Source organism: Alkalihalobacillus phoenicis, assembly GCF_047302405.1.
Classification (GTDB): Bacteria; Bacillota; Bacilli; order Bacillales; family Bacillaceae_D; genus Alkalihalobacillus.
The window spans coordinates 2,885,023-2,903,378 of record NZ_CP154853.1 but is presented as its reverse complement, the minus strand read 5'-3'; the positions used below and the strand labels follow the sequence as shown (position 1 = coordinate 2,903,378).

The following is an 18,356-nucleotide window of genomic DNA, read 5'->3' as shown; positions in this document are numbered from 1 at the left end:
CATTTTAAACATTGTCATTATGCTATTATTTATTTTTGGTTTATATGTCATGCAAAAGAAGCAGATTTCCTTTTCTAAAAGAGTGTTTACGGCTCTAGGTGTAGGGATTGTTTTTGGGTTAGTACTTCAATGGGTATATGGTTCATCATCTGAGATTATCGTAGAAACGACAAGTTGGTATAATATTGTTGGAACCGGTTATATTCGATTTTTACAAATGATTGTCATGCCTTTAATTTTTATTTCAATCTTAGCTGCCTTTACGAAGCTAACGATAACGAAAAACCTTGGGAAAGTTAGTACCCTAATTATTGCTATTCTAGTTGGAACGACAGCTATTGCTGCCACTGTTGGAATCGTTACGACGCTTGGTTTTAACTTAGAAGCGATTGAAATTGAGCAAGGAGAAGCAGAAATCGCTCGTGGAGCGGCAATGGAGGAAAACTATACAAATAATGTCGAAGGTTTGACTTTCCCTCAGCAAGTGATTCAGTTGCTTCCAGCTAATCCATTTTTAGATTTTACTGGTGCTAGGTCTACTTCAACGATTGCGGTCGTTATCTTTGCTATTTTCTTAGGAATCGCTTATTTAGGAGTTAGACGAAAAGAACCAGCACAAGCTGCAATGTTTGCAAAGATTATTGATTCAATCCATGCAATTGTCATGCGTGTCGTTAAAATGATTATTAGATTAACTCCATATGGGGTGTTAGCGATTATGACCCGCACGGCAGCAACGAGTGATTTAGCTTCGATTGCCAACCTTGGAAAATTTGTTGTTGCTTCATATGTAGCCTTAATTGTCATGTTTATTATTCATTTATTGTTATTATTAATATCAGGATTAAATCCAATTACGTATGTGAAAAAAGCATTCCCTGTATTAGCTTTTGCTTTTACCTCAAGAACGAGTGCTGGTGCATTACCTTTAAATATTGAGACACAACGCAAATTAGGTGTACCAGAAGGAACAGCTAACTTTGCAGGGTCATTTGGCTTATCGATTGGTCAAAACGGTTGTGCCGGAATTTATCCAGCAATGCTAGCTGTGATGATTGCCCCAACAGTAGGGATTAATCCACTAGATCCAGGGTTTCTTTTTACGTTAATTGTTGTGGTGGCTATTAGTTCCTTTGGGGTTGCTGGTGTTGGAGGAGGAGCAACATTTGCTGCTTTACTCGTTTTATCAGCCCTAGATATGCCGATTGCTTTAGCTGGTTTATTGATTTCAGTCGAGCCGCTAATTGATATGGGTCGAACAGCTGTTAACGTAAGTGGGAGTATGACAGCAGGTACGTTAACTGGAAAATGGACGAAGGAGCTTGACGAAACGGTTTATAATGATCAAACTCAACGATTAGAGGCACAAGATATTTAAAAAGAAGAAATCCCGTAAGTCCAGAAGGGCTTTACGGGATTTCTTCTTATACAGTTGCTTTTTGTAGTTTATCAATAAACTTTAATGAACGGCCAGTCCCGATCGCAACAGATTCTAATGGACTTGGTGCAATATGAACCGGTACGGAAATCTCATCCGATAACCATTCTTGCATGCCGTTTAGTAAAGCTCCTCCACCTGTAACCATTACACCACGATCGACAATGTCACCACTTAATTCAGGTGGACAGTTTTCTAACGTCGCACGAATAGCTTCTAGTAATTGCACCATAGATTCATGTAAGGCTGATTGAATTTCAGAGGATGTTAAGGTAATCGTCTTTGGTAGTCCATTAACTAAGTCGCGACCTCTCACTTCCATCGTTAATTCTTCGTGCTCGATTGGGGTATAACCAATTTCCATTTTTACTTGTTCGGAAGTTCGTTCCCCAATTAAAATATTGTATTGTTTACGTACATATTGAATAATCGCGTCATCAAGCTTGTCTCCTCCAACACGGACAGAGTTACAAGAAACAACACCACCGAATGAGATGATCGCAACTTCTGTTGTCCCACCACCGATATCGACGACCACATTGGCTATCGGTTCGCTAACGGGCAAATCAGAACCGATAGCAGCCGCGACAGGCTCTTCGATGATATGGACATTTTTAGCTCCACAGCTCCGTACAGCATCCAAAATAGCACGACGCTCGACAGAGGTTGAGCCAGAAGGGGCACAGACGACAACATTTGGTTTTCTCATCGATAACCCTAATTTTTTACTTGCTTTTCTCATGACCGCTTTTAACAAATCACTCGTTACATCAAAATCAGCGATGACACCATCTCTTAAAGGGCGAACAGCGATAATGTTGGCAGGTGTTTTTCCAACCATATTTTTCGCTTCTGTTCCAACGGCAAGTACTTCTTTCGTTTCTGTGTTTAATGCCACAACAGAAGGCTCATTTATAACAATTCCTTTATCTTTTGTATATACCAGCAAATTTGCTGTTCCTAAGTCTATTCCGATTTCTGCAGTAGACCACATAATAGCACCAACTTTTCTATTAGAAGTTATTTTCATAGGTAGTCATTTTATCAAGCATTTTACGATTTTCATAGTGTCCTACAGCTTATCTTCTATGTAAGAATATGAGATCATTATGGGATATTTTTAATATAAAGCGTATTATTAGGAAGGGTCTTCCAAAAAAACAGCTAGTAGTCATTTTGGTGTAGGTCTTTTGTTTTGTTTTATAAAAAAGGAACCCCATAAACCTTCAGAAAAGAAGGTAATGAGGTTCAAAAATAAAGGGGGTGAGGAATAAAGATGCATTAATCTTCACTCGTTCAATAATGGTATACCCGCTCTTGAAAGTTTAAAACATAAAAATTAAAAAATTTTCATAAAAAATGTAGGTTAAAGGGTTTATCTATGCAAATAAATTCAGACAGATTAAACTATAAGTAAATCATGTTTTAAAACAGGGGTGTGTTTAGTATTGAAAATCGATCACGATGGGATTATTTTATTCGACGGAGTTTGTAATGTTTGCAATAAGACTGTTGATTTTTTGCTTAAACACGATAAGCAACAGCATTTTAAATTTGCTTCTATTCAATCAGAAATAGGCCAACAACTCATTCAAAAGCACCGTATTGACCCAGCAGTTGATTCAGTCATTGTTATTCGGCAAAATGAAGCATACCTCCATTCAGAAGCTATATTAAAAATTATTCCAAAGTTATCGTGGTATTGGCAGTGGCTACGCTTATTTAGAGTTGTTCCTAGGAGGTTGAGGGACCGGTTTTATTTTTGGTTTGCGAAAAATCGCTATCGGTTTTTTGGAACGAAATCAACTTGCCGATTACCTACAAAAGAAGAAAGGGAAAGGTTTTTGGAATAATGGCGTCTGTTTTCGAACTTAATTTAAGGGAAGAAAATGCATCCTATTTTTTTTCCTATTTAAAGGCATTATCAAGCCTTTTCTCATAAACATTACCAAAACTAGAAAATGAATATAGACAATAGTGCGAAAAAATAAACAGATTCTCATTTTACCCTTGTCCTAATGGTATTGCTTTGCTAATATAGGGACATTCGTTCATTTAAAGCGATAAAGTCTGATTGTATAATCATAGTCAATTGATGAGAATATAAGGAAGACTGGAGTATAAGAGAGAAGGGTATGAGAAGTGTGAGTCAACAACAAGAGCAATGGTCTTCGAAGCTTGGTTTTGTATTTGCCACAGCGGGGACAGCAATAGGATTAGGAGCGATTTGGAAGTTCCCATATATAGCGGGAACGAGTGGAGGCGGGGCCTTCTTTTTATTATTTTTATTATTTACTTTTTTAATTGGGTTACCTTTATTAATTGGAGAGTTTGTCTTAGGAAGAACAACAGGAAAAGAAGCAGTCTCTACTTATAAAGAGCTAGCCCCCAAATCGTTCTGGCCGATTACAGGATGGATTGGGGTTGTTGCCTGTTTTTTAATATTATCGTTCTATAGTGTTATTGGTGGCTGGAGTTTACTTTATATTTTTGAAACAGTAACAGGTCAGATGAATAACTTAACGGTAGAGCAGCTATCGAATAAATTTGGAGAGATGATTGCAAGTCCATGGAGAGCTTTAGGGGCGCAAGCTTTATTTATGCTTATGACGATTTATGTTATTTCAAAAGGGGTTCAGTCAGGGATTGAACGAGCAAGCAAAATTATGATGCCAGCATTGCTTATCCTTTTAGTCATTATCGCCGCAAGATCCTTGACTTTAGAAGGGGCTTGGGAAGGCGTTCAATTTTTATTAAAACCAGAATGGTCAAATATACAATCAGAAACGATTTTATTTGCTTTAGGACAAGCCTTTTTTGCTTTGTCTCTAGGGGTATCTGTCATGGTTACGTATAGTTCTTATGTATCGAAAAAACAGAACCTTCCATTAACAGCATCCATTATTGGGGTTATGAATATTATTGTTGCGTTACTAGCTGGGTTAATGATTTTCCCTGGTGTCTTTACATTCGGACTTGAACCAAGTGAAGGTCCAGCTTTGATCTTTGTTGTATTGCCAACGATTTTTAATCAAATGCCATTAGGAATCCTGTTTATGTTAGCCTTTTTTATCTTGTTTTTCTTTGCTGCTTTAACTTCGGCTTTTTCGTTATTAGAAATTATTGTGGCGACTTTTTCAAAAGGAGATCAACAAAAGCGTGTGAAATTTAGTTGGGGAATTGGAACCATTATTTTTATAGTTGGAATACCATCAGCTCTTTCATACGGCGTTTTAGCAGACTTTCAGCTATTTAACTTAACCTTCTTTGATTCCTTAGATTATTTAGCTAGCAATATCTTATTACCAGTAGGGGCATTATTAGTCGCTTTATTTATCACGAGGAAGGTTCCAAAAGAAAGACTGTTGAATGAAATTAAACAAGGATCAAATGTGGGCAAACGTTTCTTTGCTTGCTGGTATTTTTTAGTGAAGTATATGATTCCTCTTGCCATTATTATTATATTTTTAGACGTACTTGGTGTTTTCCAGCTTTTCTCCTAGAATTTTATAATTGTGAGAAAAGTAAAAATTGACAAAATTTAATCATATTTGGCTATGTTGATTAATAAAAGTCATGTTATGATAGAAGCAACACAACAAGATGCATTTTAAGCATCAAGCAGGAGGGACTAAGATGGATAACAGCAAGCTACAAGTTTACTTTGAGGAAAAGTTAGCTCAAGCTAAAAATCAATTTGAACGAACAATTGATTGTAAGCACACGGAGTTTGATGATTTGTACCCATACATGACTGAGCAGCCACAGTTTTTCTGGTATAAACGTTATGTAGCATGGCAAGAGTTGTTGACCATTGTTCAAACTGTATCTGATTTAGAGTTGAATTGGCAGCAGCCATTTACAGACAAACAAATTATCTTTGTAGAGTCCAAAGTAATGGATGCAAAGGTGCTAGATAACTGGTACGAACAGCAACAAGAAGAAGTGGAAACAGAGCAATCTTCTCAAAAAGAGTAGGATGGCCGTACCCTAAGTTCAATTAGAGCTTAGGGTTTTCTTTTTGCCCGTAAGATAACTTTTATAATTGGAGGCTATAATGAAAATAAAAATGATTATGTGTTTATTAATGGTGCTCTTTCTTTTAATCGCTTGTCAGACAGATAGGGGGATAGATGAAACGGAAGAGGTGGACCTAGTTCAAGAAGACCCAAAAGAGGATACTAGTGAGAATGAAATAAAGGAAACGACAGATTCAAAGGTAACGGATTTACTTGCATCCATTCAAAAAAAGAAAGAAACGGACTTAACGGAATACGAAGGACGAACAGCAACGGAATGGGGAGAGAATGTAACAGGGGTTAAAACAAGACTAAATACAGAGGAGCAAGTGATAGCTTTGACATTTGACGCTTGTGGTGGACCTTATGGAGGTGAGTATGACGAGGAGTTGATTTCTTTTTTACGTGAAGAGGAAATTCCAGCAACATTGTTTATTAATAAACGCTGGATTCTTTCTAATGAAGCGATTTTTCAAGAGCTGGTTGCCAATCCTTTATTTGAAATCGAAAATCATGGAAGTGACCACTTACCATTATCAATCGATGGTAACGAAGCTTGGGGCATTGAGGGAACGACTAGTATAGAAGAAATCGTTGAAGAAGTGCTCGAAAATCAAATCGCAATTGCTGAATTTACTAAAGTGGAACCTACCTTCTTTCGTTCTGGGACGGCCTTTTATGATGAGGTTGCTGTGGAAATTGTCGAGAAGCTCGGTTTACAAGTCGTAAACTTTGATGTGTTAGGGGATGCAGGTGCGACCTTTTCCGCTGAACAGGTACATCAAGCTTTGATGGGAGCACAGCCCGGATCGATTGCGCTATTACATATGAATCAGCCGAGCTCAGGAACAGCAGAAGGGGTTAAGCGGGCAGTCAAGGGTTTATTAGATGAAGGTTATGAGTTTGTTACACTATCGCAATACGACCTTAATTAATGTTAATCTCGGCATCTTCATGATGGTACACACCACTTAGCTCCGCTTCAATATCAAATTCTAACTCCTGATTAGTCGGGAGAGAATCATAGTTTTGAATAATTTTAAACGTTTGCAAATTTAATAAAAGATACGGATATTTATCATCCTCATCTTCAATAAGAGCGTAAAGCTTATTATCAACAGTCGCAATTAAATCACCGGCTTCTTTAACAGAACGTTTTTTATGAATCGTAATTTCCATGAGAAAAAACCTCCTTTACTTATAAAGCGGAGCCTGTTCGGTCAGAAGCGAGAAAAAATACAAGATGGCTTTTGAAGACGCTCTTTGTCTTCATAAAGACAGCTGATTTTTCTCGAGCTTCTAACAGGCGCAGCTAGATTGATTATAAAGCGGAGTCCGTTTGGTCAGAAGCGAGAATATTAAGGAGCAACGCTAAGTTCGCGTCATCCTGCCGCAACGCCTTGTACCCACGTCCTGTGGGCAAGAACAGCTGATGAAGACGCTCTTTGTCTTCACTCAGATGGGCGATTTTCTCGAGCTTCTAACGGACGTAGCTAGATTTATCTTTATTTTGAACAAAAAATGGAAAGTCTAAACAAGGATGTTGAGATATGAGTAGTGTTAAAGAGGAATCGTGTTGTAAAAGTGTTGACTCGTGGGGGGGATAAGGAAGGAAAGTCGTGCGGGTTGCAAAGAGTTAGAGACGCGGCGGGGAATGTGGGGAACAAGGAGTCGCATGTGTCGTAAAGCCGGAGATACGACAGGGGATATGGGAAAGAAGGAGTCGCAGGCGTCGTAAAGCCGGAGATACGACAGGGAATGTGAGAAAGAGGAGTTGCAAGCGGCGTAAAGCCGGGGATACGACAGGGAATGTGAAAAAGAGGGAGTCGGACGCGACGTAAAGAAGCGGATACGACAGGGAATGTGAGAAAGAGGAGTTGCAAGCGGCGTAAAGCCGGGGATACGACAGGGAATGTGAAAAAGAGGGAGTCGGACGCGACGTAAAGAAGCGGATACGACAGGGAATGTGAGAAAGAGGGAGTCGGACGCGACGTAAAGAAGCGGATACGGCAGGGAATGTGAAAAAGAGGGAGTCGGACGCGACGTAAAGAAGCGGATACGGCAGGGAGTGTGGGAAAGAAGGAGTCGCACGCGTCGTAAAGCCGGGGATACGACAGGGAATGTGAGAAAGAGGAGTTGCAGGCGACGTAAAGAAGCGGATACGGCAGGGAATGTGAAAAACGAGAGTCGCACGCGTCGTAAAGAAGCGGATGCGACAGAGAATGTGAAAAAGGGGAAGGCACATGCGACGTAAAGAAGCGGATGCGACAGAGAATGTGAGAAAGAGGAAGGTACTCACGTCATAAAGAACGGCTACGTGGCATACAAACAAAAAAGAAAATGGTGCGTTGAAGTTAATAAATAGCATACATACAAAAGGCACTTCCTACTTGAAAATGATAGGAGTGCCATTCATATTCCACTTTTATTTTTTTCTCTTCTTGTTGGCTTTATTATGGCCGTTATCGATTATTTCACTTGCTACTTCTTCGTTAAACATCGATTCTGTAGGCGTTTGATTATTGGTTTCGGCTTTATTCTTTTGTCTATTTCGTTTCTTCAATTTGATTAGCTCCTTTCGTTGTATAAAATAACATTCATTGTTACTATTTGATTAATCATTATTTCTATACAAAAGAGGGTGTCATTTTGGCTAAAGGTAAATTTTATGTTGTTTGGGAAGGTAGAAAAAAAGGGATTTTTACGACATGGGCAGAATGTGAAAAGCAAGTAAAGGGCTTTCAAGGGGCTCGTTTTAAATCATTCCCGACTGAAAAGGAAGCAAAGGAAGCTTTTGCGAATCGACCTTCTTCTTCAAGTGCTAAGAAAAGTGGCACAAAAAAATCGACAAAGACAAAAGTAGATCCATCAGAAATCATTTGGGATAGCATCTCGGTTGATGTTGGGAGTAGGGGGAACCCTGGTATTATTGAATACAAGGGAGTCGATACAAAGACGGGTGAGGTTTTATTTGCTCATGAGGAAATCCCAGTTGGAACAAATAATATGGGGGAATTTCTTGCGATTGTGCATGGGCTCGCGTATTTAAAAGAACAAGGGAGCACTAAGCCGATTTATTCGGATTCCGTTACAGGTATGAAATGGGTTAAGCAAAAAAAGGCCAATGCGACATTAGTTCGTAATAAGGAGACCGCTTATATTTGGGAACTAGTAGAACGAGCAGAGAAATGGTTACATGAAAACCGTTATGAGAATCAAATTATTAAGTGGCAAACGGAATCTTGGGGAGAAATTAAAGCCGATTATGGAAGAAAATAAAACGGAACACCAATCGAGAAAGGGTGATGCACTTGTTCGCACAATTACGTATGAAACAAAAAGAGTTTTTTTATGACGGAGAGACGAAAAAGCTTGATTTTAGATTGGCACAACTTGAAAAGTTAAAAGTTGTCTTAAAGGAAAATGAACGCTTGTTTTTTGATGCGTTAGCAAAGGACTTGAACAAAAGTAAAGAAGAAGCTTTTCTGACAGAAATGTCGATGCTCTATCAAGAAATTAATCATATGAAAAAACATCTTGCTGATTGGGTTAAACCGGAAAAGGTGAAAACGGTCGTTACTCATGTAGGGTCTCAAGGGTTTATTCAGCATGAACCATATGGAGTAGCGTTAATTATTGCACCATGGAATTATCCTGTGCAATTAGCTTTTTCACCTTTAATTGGGGCGATTGCGGCTGGAAACTGTGCAGTTATTAAACCTTCTGAATTGACACCTAATGTATCAAGAGCGATTACAAATGTTATTAATTCTGCATTTCCGAAAGAGTTTATTCATGTCGTAGAGGGAGCTGTGGAAGAAAGTCAAGCCTTACTTGATGAACCGTTTGATTATATCTTTTTTACAGGAAGTGTGGGCGTGGGGAAAGTGGTCATGGAGGCTGCGTCCAAACACTTAACACCATTAACGCTTGAATTAGGTGGGAAAAGTCCGGTTATTGTTGATAAGGATGCAAAATTAGACTTGGCTGCAAAACGAATCGTTTTTGGTAAATTCTTAAACGCTGGTCAAACTTGTGTCGCTCCCGATTACTTGTTAGTTGATGAAGAGGTGAAAGAAGAATTTCTTGCCGAGTTAAAAAAGGAAATTAAACGTTTTAAAGAAGATAAAGTGAAAAAAGGTAAATATGTACGCATTGTGAGTGATAGACATTTTAAGAGGTTGGTGAAATTTCTTGATGAGGGAGATGTCATTATTGGTGGTGAATATGAGGAAGGCTCATTGAAAATAGAACCAACTGTTATGGAGAATGTCTCGTTGACTTCGGCTTTAATGGAAGAGGAAATTTTTGGTCCGATTTTGCCTGTCTTTGTTTATCAAAATTTAAATGAAGTCTTTTCAATCGTCAGAGAACGACCGAATCCACTTGCTCTTTATTTATTTACGGAAAATAAAGAGGTCGAACAAAAAGTATTAGAAAGTCTTTCTTTTGGTGGCGGTTGTGTGAATGATACGGTCATGCATTTAGCGACCCCATATTTGCCATTTGGTGGAGTTGGTGAAAGTGGGATGGGAGCTTATCATGGCTATGAAAGCTTTAATGCATTTTCACATCGAAAAAGTATTTTGAAACAAACGACTAAATTTGATCTAGCAGTCAGGTATAAACAAAACAAATTAACGACTACCGTTTTAAAGAAATTAATGAAATAGACATTTGTAGTATTAGTAGTTAGTTATTTGTTGCTTCATATTATGAGCATGATGTGTTCTCATTTAGTGCTGTTAGTTAAATCATTCACGTTTTCAATTCTGTTTCATAGAATACAAGAAGCACCTCTCCTTCAATTCTAGCTTTCTATTTTTAGAAAGCAGGAGCGAAATGGGAGAGGTGCTTTTGCGTTGTTGAGCGATTTTTTAAGAGGTGCATGAAGCCGGAAGAAGCTAATCGGAAAGGACAAAGGGAATCATAAGGGGGCAATGAAGCCAGAAGAAGCTAATAGGGAAGGCCAAAGGGAATCATAAGGGGGCAATGAAGTCGGAAGAAGCCAATCGGGATAGCCAAAGGGAATCATAGGAAGCCAATGAAGCCAGAAGAAGCTGATAGGAAAGGCCAAAGGGAATCATACGCGACCAATGAAGCAGATAAAAGCCAACTAAGCAAGACGAATGGCTTCATTCACTGCCTATCGAGGTAGTCTGTCATAAAATAGTGTAAGCTAGACTCAATATAAATATTGGATTATACTGAATATTATTAAAAATAAGTGATGTAACCATAGATTATAAGAGAGAAGGGACGCCTTTATGCCAATACATAATGACGCACATCATTATCCATATTCGTCTAAAAGAAATGTTACTTTTGCTAAAAAGGGGATGGTGGCGACCTCACAGCCATTAGCAGCACAAGCTGGATTAGATATGCTCAAACAAGGTGGAAATGCGATCGATGCTGCGATAGCAACGGCAGCTTGTTTAACTGTTGTTGAGCCGACTTCAAATGGAATTGGCTCCGATTGTTTTGCTCTCGTCTGGGTCAACAGTGAACTTTATGGTTTAAATGGGAGTGGACAAGCACCAAAAGGGCTCTCGATAGAAGCGGTCAATCAAGCTGGACATGTAGATGAGATGCCGCGGTATGGCATGATTCCAGTGACGGTTCCAGGAAGTCCACGTGCATGGGCAGAGTTATCGAGGAGGTTTGGAAAGCTCCCATTTGCTAACCTGTTAGAACCTGCGATTGATTATGCTGAAAATGGTTACCCCGTATCACCTACCTTAGCGAAAAATTGGCAAAAAGCCTTTGAACTTTATCAAACGGTTTTAACGGATCAAGTGTTTAAACCGTGGTTTTTAACTTTTGCTCCAAACGGTCAGCCTCCAAAAGCGGGCGACATATGGCGATCTCCTGAACAGGCTGCTACATTAAAAGAACTAGCTAAGACGGAGGCCGAATCGTTTTATACCGGTTCCTTAGCTGATAAAATTAGTCATCACTTTCAAGAATATGGTGGTTTTTTAAGAAGAGAGGACTTAGAAGCCTATCAGCCAGAGTGGGTTAATCCAATTTCGATTGATTACCGTGGTTATCGCGTTTGGGAAATTCCACCGAACGGTCAAGGGCTTGTCGCTTTAGAGACGCTCAAAATATTAGAAGGGTACACTTTTAATGAAAGAAACCATGTTGAAACCTATCATAAACAAATTGAAGCAATGAAACTAGCGTTTGTTGATGGTATGACCTATATTACCGATCCAAAAGAAATGAAGGTAACTCCAGAGCAGCTTCTATCAGAAGAATATATTTCTAAAAGAAGAGAATTAATCGGTGAAAAAGCTCTTATACCAAAACCAGGTCAACCACTTGGTGGGGGAACGGTTTATATTGCAACAGCTGATGCTGATGGAAATATGGTTTCGTTTATCCAAAGTAATTACAATGGCTTTGGCTCTGGAGTGGTGGTTCCAGGGACAGGAATTGCGATGCAAAACCGGGGGCATAACTTCTCACTAAACAAAGACCATGATAATGCGTTAAGACCTGGAAAACGGACGTATCATACGATTATTCCTGGCTTCTTAACAAAAGATGATCAAGCAGTTGGTCCCTTTGGTGTGATGGGCGAATTTATGCAACCACAAGGTCATGTACAGGTCATAATGAATTCGATTGATTTTAAACTTAATCCACAGGCCGCTTTGGATGCACCACGATGGATGTGGCAAAAGGATAAGGTGGTCTTTTTGGAGCAGTCATTCCCAGCAGATATAGCGAAACAGTTAAATCGTTTAGGTCATCACATCCAAATGACAGTTGACGAAGCTCCTTTTGGCAGAGGACAAATCATTTGGCGTGATCAGGAATCAGGTGTTTTGCAAGGGGGAACGGAGTCGCGAACGGACGGCTGTATTGCCGCATGGTAGTTGATGAAAACAAATTAAATATCTGCTCATTTTAAGTTATTAAGTTCGAGGGTAGCCTAGTTATTTTACAATATAATTAGGTTACTCTCTTTTTTTGAAATCCTCATCACTTCCATCAATTTTACTTTTTATGAAGGAAAAAGGATATTTTTGTCTAAATAGGTAGTTGGTAGTACTGCTTTGTTGGAAGAGGAAAAAAAGCTTACAGTGCTTCTAAGAAAATCATCAGATTAAAGGGGTTCGTATATTGTGAAAATGAATGACATTCAAACATTAGCTCAATCATTAAAAGAAAATGTTCAAAAAGTAATTGTGGGTAAGGATGAGGTCCTTGACTTATTGTTAGTTGGATTATTTTCATCAAGCCATGTGTTATTGGATGATGTACCAGGCACGGGGAAGACTTTGTTAGCCAAAGCGATTTCTAGGTCGTTAGGGGTTCAGTTTAAAAGAATTCAGTTTACGCCGGATTTATTGCCGACCGATTTAACAGGAATTCAATTTTTTAATCAAAAGTCAGGTGAATTTGAGTTTAGAGCTGGGCCGCTATTTACGAATTTACTACTTGCTGATGAAATTAATCGAGCGACGCCAAGAACTCAATCTAGTTTACTTGAGTGTATGGAAGAGAGACAAGTGACGATTGATGGAGAGACGCATCCATTAAATCGTCCATTTATGGTGATTGCTACCCAAAACCCAGTCGAGAGTCAAGGGACGTTTCCGTTACCAGAAGCACAGCTTGATCGATTTTTGCTCAAAATATCGATGGGCTATCCTTCAAAAGAAGATGGCATTTCCATTTTAAAACGTTTTAAAGAATCGAACCCTTTAGATAGTTTACAAGCGGTTGCTAGTCAAGAGGATATCATTAAAGCACAGGACATTTACTCAGATGTTTATGTCAGTGATGAGTTATTATCATACATAATGGAAATTGTGGAAAAAACGAGAAACCATCCAGATATTGAGCTTGGAGTAAGTCCACGTGGTAGTCAAGCCCTACTTAAAGCGGTGCAAGTTTATGCGATTTTGCAAGGGCGTGATTATGTTGAGCCAGATGATATTAAGAAACTTTGTAAACCGGTCCTAAGTCACAGAATTGTTTCCAAACAGTTGTATCAAGAAGCTTCCTTGCATGATGAATTAAACGAAAAAATCCTTACTGATGTTGAAGTTCCACTAGAGAAAGAATTGTTACAAAAAGGAGCGAACAGATAAAATGGCGGTTGCTGCATTAGTGACGATTACAGCATTGCTCGTTTTTATTCAGATGTCTTGTTACCAAAAATGGGCATTAAACGATGTTGAGTACGAACGCTATATGAATGATCGAGCGGTTTTTGCTGGTGAAAAAACGGAAATGACTGAAATTATTGTCAACCGAAAGCTTTTACCTTTACCGTGGATTCGCTTGGAATCGAGAATGGATAAAAGTTTAAGGTTTAAGTCACAGGAAAACCTTTCGATTGTAGGAGAAGCCTACCATCGAAGTTTATTTACGTTAGCACCGTACCAAAAGGTGAAAAGACGTCATCTGATTGAATGTACGAAAAGAGGTTATTATCCGCTGAAATCTGTCACAATGACGAGTGGCGATCTGTTTGGTTTTGTGCAACCATTTGAGACACGAAAAGTTGAATGTGAAATGCTCGTTTATCCGAAGCTTTTAACTATAAAAGAGTTGCCGTTACCATCTAAAAGCTGGCAAGGGGATACGATTGTAAGACGATGGATTCAAGAGGACCCGTTTGTGAATGCGGGGGTTCGTCCGTATGGTCCAAACGATACGTTAAAAAGTGTCAATTGGAATGCCTCTGTTCGTACCGGTGACTTGCAGGTCAATAAAAAGGATTACACGGCTGATTATCATCTAATGATTTATATTAATTTTGATCAAAACTATCAGAATTGGTCTCGAGAGCAATATGAAGATTTAATGGAAATGGCGATATCTTATGCGGCTACTATGGCTACATATACGATAAAAAACGGGATTGAAACAGGATTTGGCTGTAATTCTTATACATTGGATACGGAACAAAAAATCACCAATTTTAAGCAACCGATTCGGATGACACCAAAGGCTAGTAAGGCTCAATTACATGCGATCTATGAAAAGTTAGCGAAGCTGCATGTAACGAAAAGTATTTCGTTTGTGCAGTTTTTGCAGCAAGATATTGAGACAAGACAGTCCGGAAGAGATATTTTTATCATAACAGAAATGGTCGATGTGGAAATGAAAAAACAAATCGAAAAACTTAAGAGATTAGGAAATTCCGTTGAAATCATTTGGTTAAAAGATGTGGGAAACAAAAAGCAAGCATAGGAGTTGGTGAGTGAAGTTGGATGTAGGGTTATTTTTTAGAAAATGGGCTAAATCATTATTAGAGCTGCTTGTTTTTTTTCCATTGCTCTTGTACATAGGGATTGTTGCTTATTCGGAGCAAGTCATTTGGGTCTGGTTCATCATCGTTTATCTCATATTTGGACTCAGTTTATTCATAGGGAAACGGCTTCAATTAAAGCAACGATGGTCACGAGTGTTAGTTGCGTTTGTGCTTGTTTTTTTTATTGCGTTCCTGTTGTTGCCGGCAAGTGGACCATCATTATCGCTCGTTTTTATTTTTTTGGTGGCAGTTAGTATGAGGGCTTTCTATTATAGCCGTCATTATATAGAAGATTTAGTACCGGTTCGATTAATGTGGTATGGGTTGCTTGGCTACTTTTTTGCGTATTTCTTTTTCCGAATGTATATGGTCTTAATGCCCTATGAAGCTATTCTGAATGGAGTAGGTGTTTTTTACGTCGTTATCACTTTATTTTATACGAATACTAGGCATTTAAAAGAAGCAACGTTAGTGAATCGGGTAAACCCATTTTTAAGTAAAGGGACGAAAAGACAAAATCGACTTTATTTAATCGGTTTTATTGCCTTTCTTTTATTTGTTGTTGGTGGACGTTATATTCAGGAAACGATTCGTTTTTTATGGAGCGGATTTGTTTATCTGATTACACTTATTTCCCCTGATTTCTCTGGAGAGTCAGATTTTGTCCCGCCCGCTTTTGAAGAAGACGAATTATCATTGATAGACCTTGGTGGGAATAGTGAAGTAGAAGGTAGTGTCCTTTGGGTTAATGCGTTTGTGCTCTTCTTCATTTTTGTCACGGTCCTTTTCTTTGTTATTTTAATGTTGAGTAAGTCTAAGCGTTTCGTAAGCTGGCTCCAAAAAGGAATCAATGGTTTCTTTTCAAATTCCAAACAAAAAGATGAGGAAGCTTTTGTTGATGAAAAAGAAAAGCTTATGACATTAAGTGATTTACGTAAGCGATGGCAGAAAAGAACAAAAGAATGGTTCCAAACGAAGCTATCGCGAAAGCTAACCATTGACGATTTCGAAACGAATCAAGAGAAGGTCCGTTTTCTATTTAGACAGTTGATGAAAAAAGAAAAGCTAAATGGTTTTTCTATTCATAAAAGTGACACAGCACATGAGCTATTGCTTTTGTTAGAAAGAGAGAAACGGACGTCTAAAAAGGAATTTCATTTAATGAATGATCGTTACAATCTAGCGAGGTATGGTCTAGATTCTATTTCAATAAAAGATAAAGATGTTGAACAGATAAAAAAATGGATTGATGAGATAAGTACACAAGCTCAAAAATAAAATAAATAGATGACTTTTTCGAACAAGTGAAGGGGGAATGAGAGTTGAGTCAACTTTTCTAAAGAAATGGCTCCTCTTTTTTCCTTTATTTTTTTATGTCGGTGCGGTCTCATTTTCTGGTGTTTTTGTCTTGGTTTGGCCAGTCTTTTTATATCTATTATTTGGGAGAGAAATGAATGAAAGTGGAGCGAGTGAGCTAGACTCAATCGTTTTTTTTATGAAAAAGAGGCCTTGCATTATAGTTGCAATCCGCCTCGGCTTTTAAAACGTCTTAATAAAATATGGCTTTCCACTCGTGTAATCCCTTTTAAAGCATACAGTTCTTCATTAATAAAATATTCAAGTTCATCAAAGTCATTCACTAAAACATGCATATGTAATGTACTAGGACCTGTCATTTGATAACAACTGGCGACTTTTGCGTTTTCTGCTAGTTCCTCAGCGACTGAAACTAACGAAGTCGGCTCGCAATCGACTTCAAAAAAAGCGGATACTTTTTTTCCGACTTTATCAGAGTTAATAACAACGCTAAATTTCTCGATGATTCCTTCATCCATTAGTTGATTGATTCGTTCTCGAATGGCGACACGTGATAACCCGAGTTCTTTGGCGATATCAACATACGACATTCGCCCGTTCTCTGTTAATAGTTCTAAAATTTTTCGATCAGTCACATCTAATTTCATCCGATTCGTTTCCCCTCAATAATTTCTTCATAATAGGATTTGATTAACCGCTTCCAATAATAGTAAAATAAATAGCTCCTTGTCTTTATTATAAGCTAATGCCAGTTTTATGCAATATGTTAGAAAAAAAGATTCGAACTAAATGAAAGTAATTATCGAAAATGGATTCCTTTTGTAAATGTAATTATAATAGATTATAATCAAATTAGTATAAAAATAGAATGATAGTTAAACAAAAGTAAAGTGAGGGAATCGTATGGATTGGAGGAAACAAAGAGATATCTTTATCGCCTTTTTTCGTTCGGGGATGCTGGGGTATGGAGGTGGTCCATCCACAATACCGCTCGTACATAAAGAGGTTGTTCACACGTTTAAGTGGTTAACTGATGAGGAATTTAGTGATGTTTTAGCACTGGGAAATGCATTGCCTGGACCGATTAATACAAAAATGAGTGGATATATTGGCTATAAAGTCGGGGGATGGATCGGATTAATGAATGCCATTATTGCAACGATAATGCCAACGGTTTTATTAATGATCGGTTTAATTGGTCTTTTAAGCCAATTTCGTGATTCTCGAATTGTGGCTGGAATGACAGAGGCTGTTGCTCCGGTTGTTGGGGTAATGCTTGCGACCTTAACTTATGGTTTTTTAAAACAATCAAAGGGTGGAATTGGCTGGGTTTGGATGATTGTGTTAACGTTCATTAGTTTAATTCTGTATCAATTTATAGGTGTTCACCCGGCCATTATTATTGCTGTTTTATTAGTTTATGCTTTATTAAAAAGAGACAAACCAAAAGAAGAAGTAACGAATCAAGGGGAGGGAGAGTCATGATTTATTGGGAAATCTTTTTAGCCTTTTTTATTCCTGGCATTGTTGGGTATGGGGGGGGACCTGCGACGATTCCACTCATTCAAGAAGAGGTTGTTCATACTTATGGTTGGTTATCAACAGAACGATTTGGAGAATTGCTAGCAATTGGAAATGCTCTACCAGGGCCGATTGCGACAAAAATGGCTGGTTATATTGGCTTTGAAGTCGGAGGCGTGCTTGGCTCAGCCATTGCTTTATTTGCCACTGTTGCCCCTTCCTTACTAGCAATGGTTTTTTTACTAAGTATTTTATATAAATTTAAAAATTCACCGAAAGTTAAACGAATGACAACTTTAGTAAAACCTACGATTGCTGTGTTACTTGGAGTCATGGCGTTTGAATTTTTCTTTTCTTCTTATGAAAACTCAGGAGTATGGCAAATGGTCTTTTTAACGATTGCGAGCTTTCTTTTGTTAGAAAAATGGAAAGTACATCCTGCTTTTGTTATTGTCGGAGCTCTTTTATATGGAGCCTTCTTTTTAGGTCATACGTAAAAGCTTTTAGGTAATGTATCTCAAATTAAACAGATGGAACTTACCTGGTTCTTGCCGGTAGGTAGTAACGCTTCATACAAAAAGAGACTTCATTAAAGTTATATTAGGAAAGTAAGGCAACTGCTTGTTTTATTGGTAGAGGCCTTGTTTATTCTGATACTTTAACGCTTTACCATGTGTGTATGAATTATAAATGCCCAAAAAATATTTTCACAAAATATCTAAAAAATACTGAATATTGTAAGTATTTTTGGTAAACTAGATGTTACGCAAGGCGAAATATCTAG

Annotated in this window: 18 protein-coding genes; 14 read left to right on the top strand and 4 right to left on the bottom strand. The window is 38.3% G+C overall.

Translation table 11 applies throughout. The annotated features are described in order from the left end of the window. Window positions 1-19 precede the first annotated feature (19 nt). The gene (locus AA0017_RS13850) at window positions 20-1,378 is read left to right on the top strand and encodes an L-cystine transporter (protein WP_413382596.1); all 1,359 of its coding nucleotides are present in this window, start codon (window positions 20-22) and stop codon (window positions 1,376-1,378) included. 46 nt (window positions 1,379-1,424) lie between these two features. On the opposite strand, the gene mreBH is transcribed toward AA0017_RS13850, so the two are convergent. Continuing rightward, on the bottom strand, window positions 1,425-2,432 hold the full coding sequence (gene mreBH / locus AA0017_RS13845) for a rod-share determining protein MreBH (protein WP_413375256.1): 1,008 nt from the start codon (window positions 2,430-2,432) through the stop codon (window positions 1,425-1,427). Between the two features lie 454 nt (window positions 2,433-2,886). On the opposite strand from mreBH, the gene AA0017_RS13840 reads away from it, so the two are divergent. The 4 genes from AA0017_RS13840 (at window position 2,887) to AA0017_RS13825 (ending at window position 6,392) form a co-directional block, all read left to right on the top strand. After that, window positions 2,887-3,291, top strand: coding sequence for a thiol-disulfide oxidoreductase DCC family protein (locus tag AA0017_RS13840; RefSeq protein ID WP_413375254.1), 405 nt, complete (start codon window positions 2,887-2,889; stop codon window positions 3,289-3,291). A 282-nt stretch (window positions 3,292-3,573) separates the two neighbouring features. After that, window positions 3,574-4,941 carry a sodium-dependent transporter gene (locus tag AA0017_RS13835; RefSeq protein ID WP_413375252.1) on the top strand — a complete coding sequence of 456 codons (1,368 nt, stop codon included), beginning with the start codon at window positions 3,574-3,576 and terminating at the stop codon, window positions 4,939-4,941. A gap of 133 nt (window positions 4,942-5,074) precedes the next feature. Next, entirely contained in the window at window positions 5,075-5,416 is a 342-nt protein-coding gene (locus AA0017_RS13830) for a hypothetical protein (protein ID WP_413375250.1), read from the top strand. A 79-nt stretch (window positions 5,417-5,495) separates the two neighbouring features. Further along, entirely contained in the window at window positions 5,496-6,392 is an 897-nt protein-coding gene (locus AA0017_RS13825) for a polysaccharide deacetylase family protein (protein WP_413375248.1), read from the top strand. On the opposite strand, the gene AA0017_RS13820 is transcribed toward AA0017_RS13825, so the two are convergent. Next, window positions 6,385-6,636 carry a hypothetical protein gene (locus AA0017_RS13820; RefSeq protein WP_413375246.1) on the bottom strand — a complete coding sequence of 84 codons (252 nt, stop codon included), beginning with the start codon at window positions 6,634-6,636 and terminating at the stop codon, window positions 6,385-6,387. The genes AA0017_RS13825 and AA0017_RS13820 overlap by 8 nt on opposite strands. A 943-nt stretch (window positions 6,637-7,579) precedes the next feature. On the opposite strand from AA0017_RS13820, the gene AA0017_RS13815 reads away from it, so the two are divergent. After that, window positions 7,580-7,711 carry a hypothetical protein gene (locus AA0017_RS13815; protein ID WP_413375244.1) on the top strand — a complete coding sequence of 44 codons (132 nt, stop codon included), beginning with the start codon at window positions 7,580-7,582 and terminating at the stop codon, window positions 7,709-7,711. 171 nt (window positions 7,712-7,882) lie between these two features. Here AA0017_RS13815 and AA0017_RS13810 read toward each other — a convergent pair whose 3' ends face one another. Then, window positions 7,883-8,020: a hypothetical protein gene (locus AA0017_RS13810; RefSeq protein ID WP_003324720.1), complete on the bottom strand. Its 138-nt coding sequence runs from the start codon at window positions 8,018-8,020 to the stop codon at window positions 7,883-7,885. 86 nt (window positions 8,021-8,106) lie between these two features. On the opposite strand from AA0017_RS13810, the gene rnhA reads away from it, so the two are divergent. From rnhA to AA0017_RS13780, 6 genes are all read left to right on the top strand, one after another. Next, the gene (rnhA, locus tag AA0017_RS13805) at window positions 8,107-8,736 is read left to right on the top strand and encodes a ribonuclease H (RefSeq protein ID WP_413375243.1); all 630 of its coding nucleotides are present in this window, start codon (window positions 8,107-8,109) and stop codon (window positions 8,734-8,736) included. Window positions 8,737-8,762: 26 nt separating this feature from the next. Continuing rightward, entirely contained in the window at window positions 8,763-10,130 is a 1,368-nt protein-coding gene (locus tag AA0017_RS13800; protein WP_413375241.1) for an aldehyde dehydrogenase, read from the top strand. 594 nt (window positions 10,131-10,724) lie between these two features. Then, window positions 10,725-12,344 carry a gamma-glutamyltransferase gene (ggt, locus tag AA0017_RS13795; protein WP_413375239.1) on the top strand — a complete coding sequence of 540 codons (1,620 nt, stop codon included), beginning with the start codon at window positions 10,725-10,727 and terminating at the stop codon, window positions 12,342-12,344. A gap of 249 nt (window positions 12,345-12,593) precedes the next feature. Beyond that, window positions 12,594-13,565 (top strand): AAA family ATPase, encoded by a 972-nt coding sequence (locus AA0017_RS13790; RefSeq protein ID WP_413375237.1) that lies wholly within the window; start codon window positions 12,594-12,596, stop codon window positions 13,563-13,565. 1 nt (window position 13,566) lies between these two features. Further along, window positions 13,567-14,673 carry a DUF58 domain-containing protein gene (locus AA0017_RS13785; RefSeq protein WP_413375235.1) on the top strand — a complete coding sequence of 369 codons (1,107 nt, stop codon included), beginning with the start codon at window positions 13,567-13,569 and terminating at the stop codon, window positions 14,671-14,673. A gap of 10 nt (window positions 14,674-14,683) precedes the next feature. Continuing rightward, window positions 14,684-16,012, top strand: coding sequence for a hypothetical protein (locus AA0017_RS13780; protein WP_413375233.1), 1,329 nt, complete (start codon window positions 14,684-14,686; stop codon window positions 16,010-16,012). 236 nt (window positions 16,013-16,248) lie between these two features. Here the strand turns inward: AA0017_RS13780 and AA0017_RS13775 are convergent, their stop codons facing one another. After that, complete coding sequence (locus tag AA0017_RS13775) at window positions 16,249-16,698, bottom strand: Lrp/AsnC family transcriptional regulator (protein ID WP_003322104.1); 450 nt, start codon at window positions 16,696-16,698, stop codon at window positions 16,249-16,251. Between the two features lie 256 nt (window positions 16,699-16,954). Between AA0017_RS13775 and AA0017_RS13770 the strand changes: the two genes are divergently transcribed. Together AA0017_RS13770 and AA0017_RS13765 are read left to right on the top strand one after the other, a co-directional pair. Next, the gene (locus AA0017_RS13770) at window positions 16,955-17,536 is read left to right on the top strand and encodes a chromate transporter (RefSeq protein WP_413375231.1); all 582 of its coding nucleotides are present in this window, start codon (window positions 16,955-16,957) and stop codon (window positions 17,534-17,536) included. Then, window positions 17,533-18,069: a chromate transporter gene (locus AA0017_RS13765; RefSeq protein ID WP_413375229.1), complete on the top strand. Its 537-nt coding sequence runs from the start codon at window positions 17,533-17,535 to the stop codon at window positions 18,067-18,069. The genes AA0017_RS13770 and AA0017_RS13765 overlap by 4 nt, the downstream gene beginning before the upstream one ends. The last annotated feature ends 287 nt before the right edge of the window (window positions 18,070-18,356 follow it).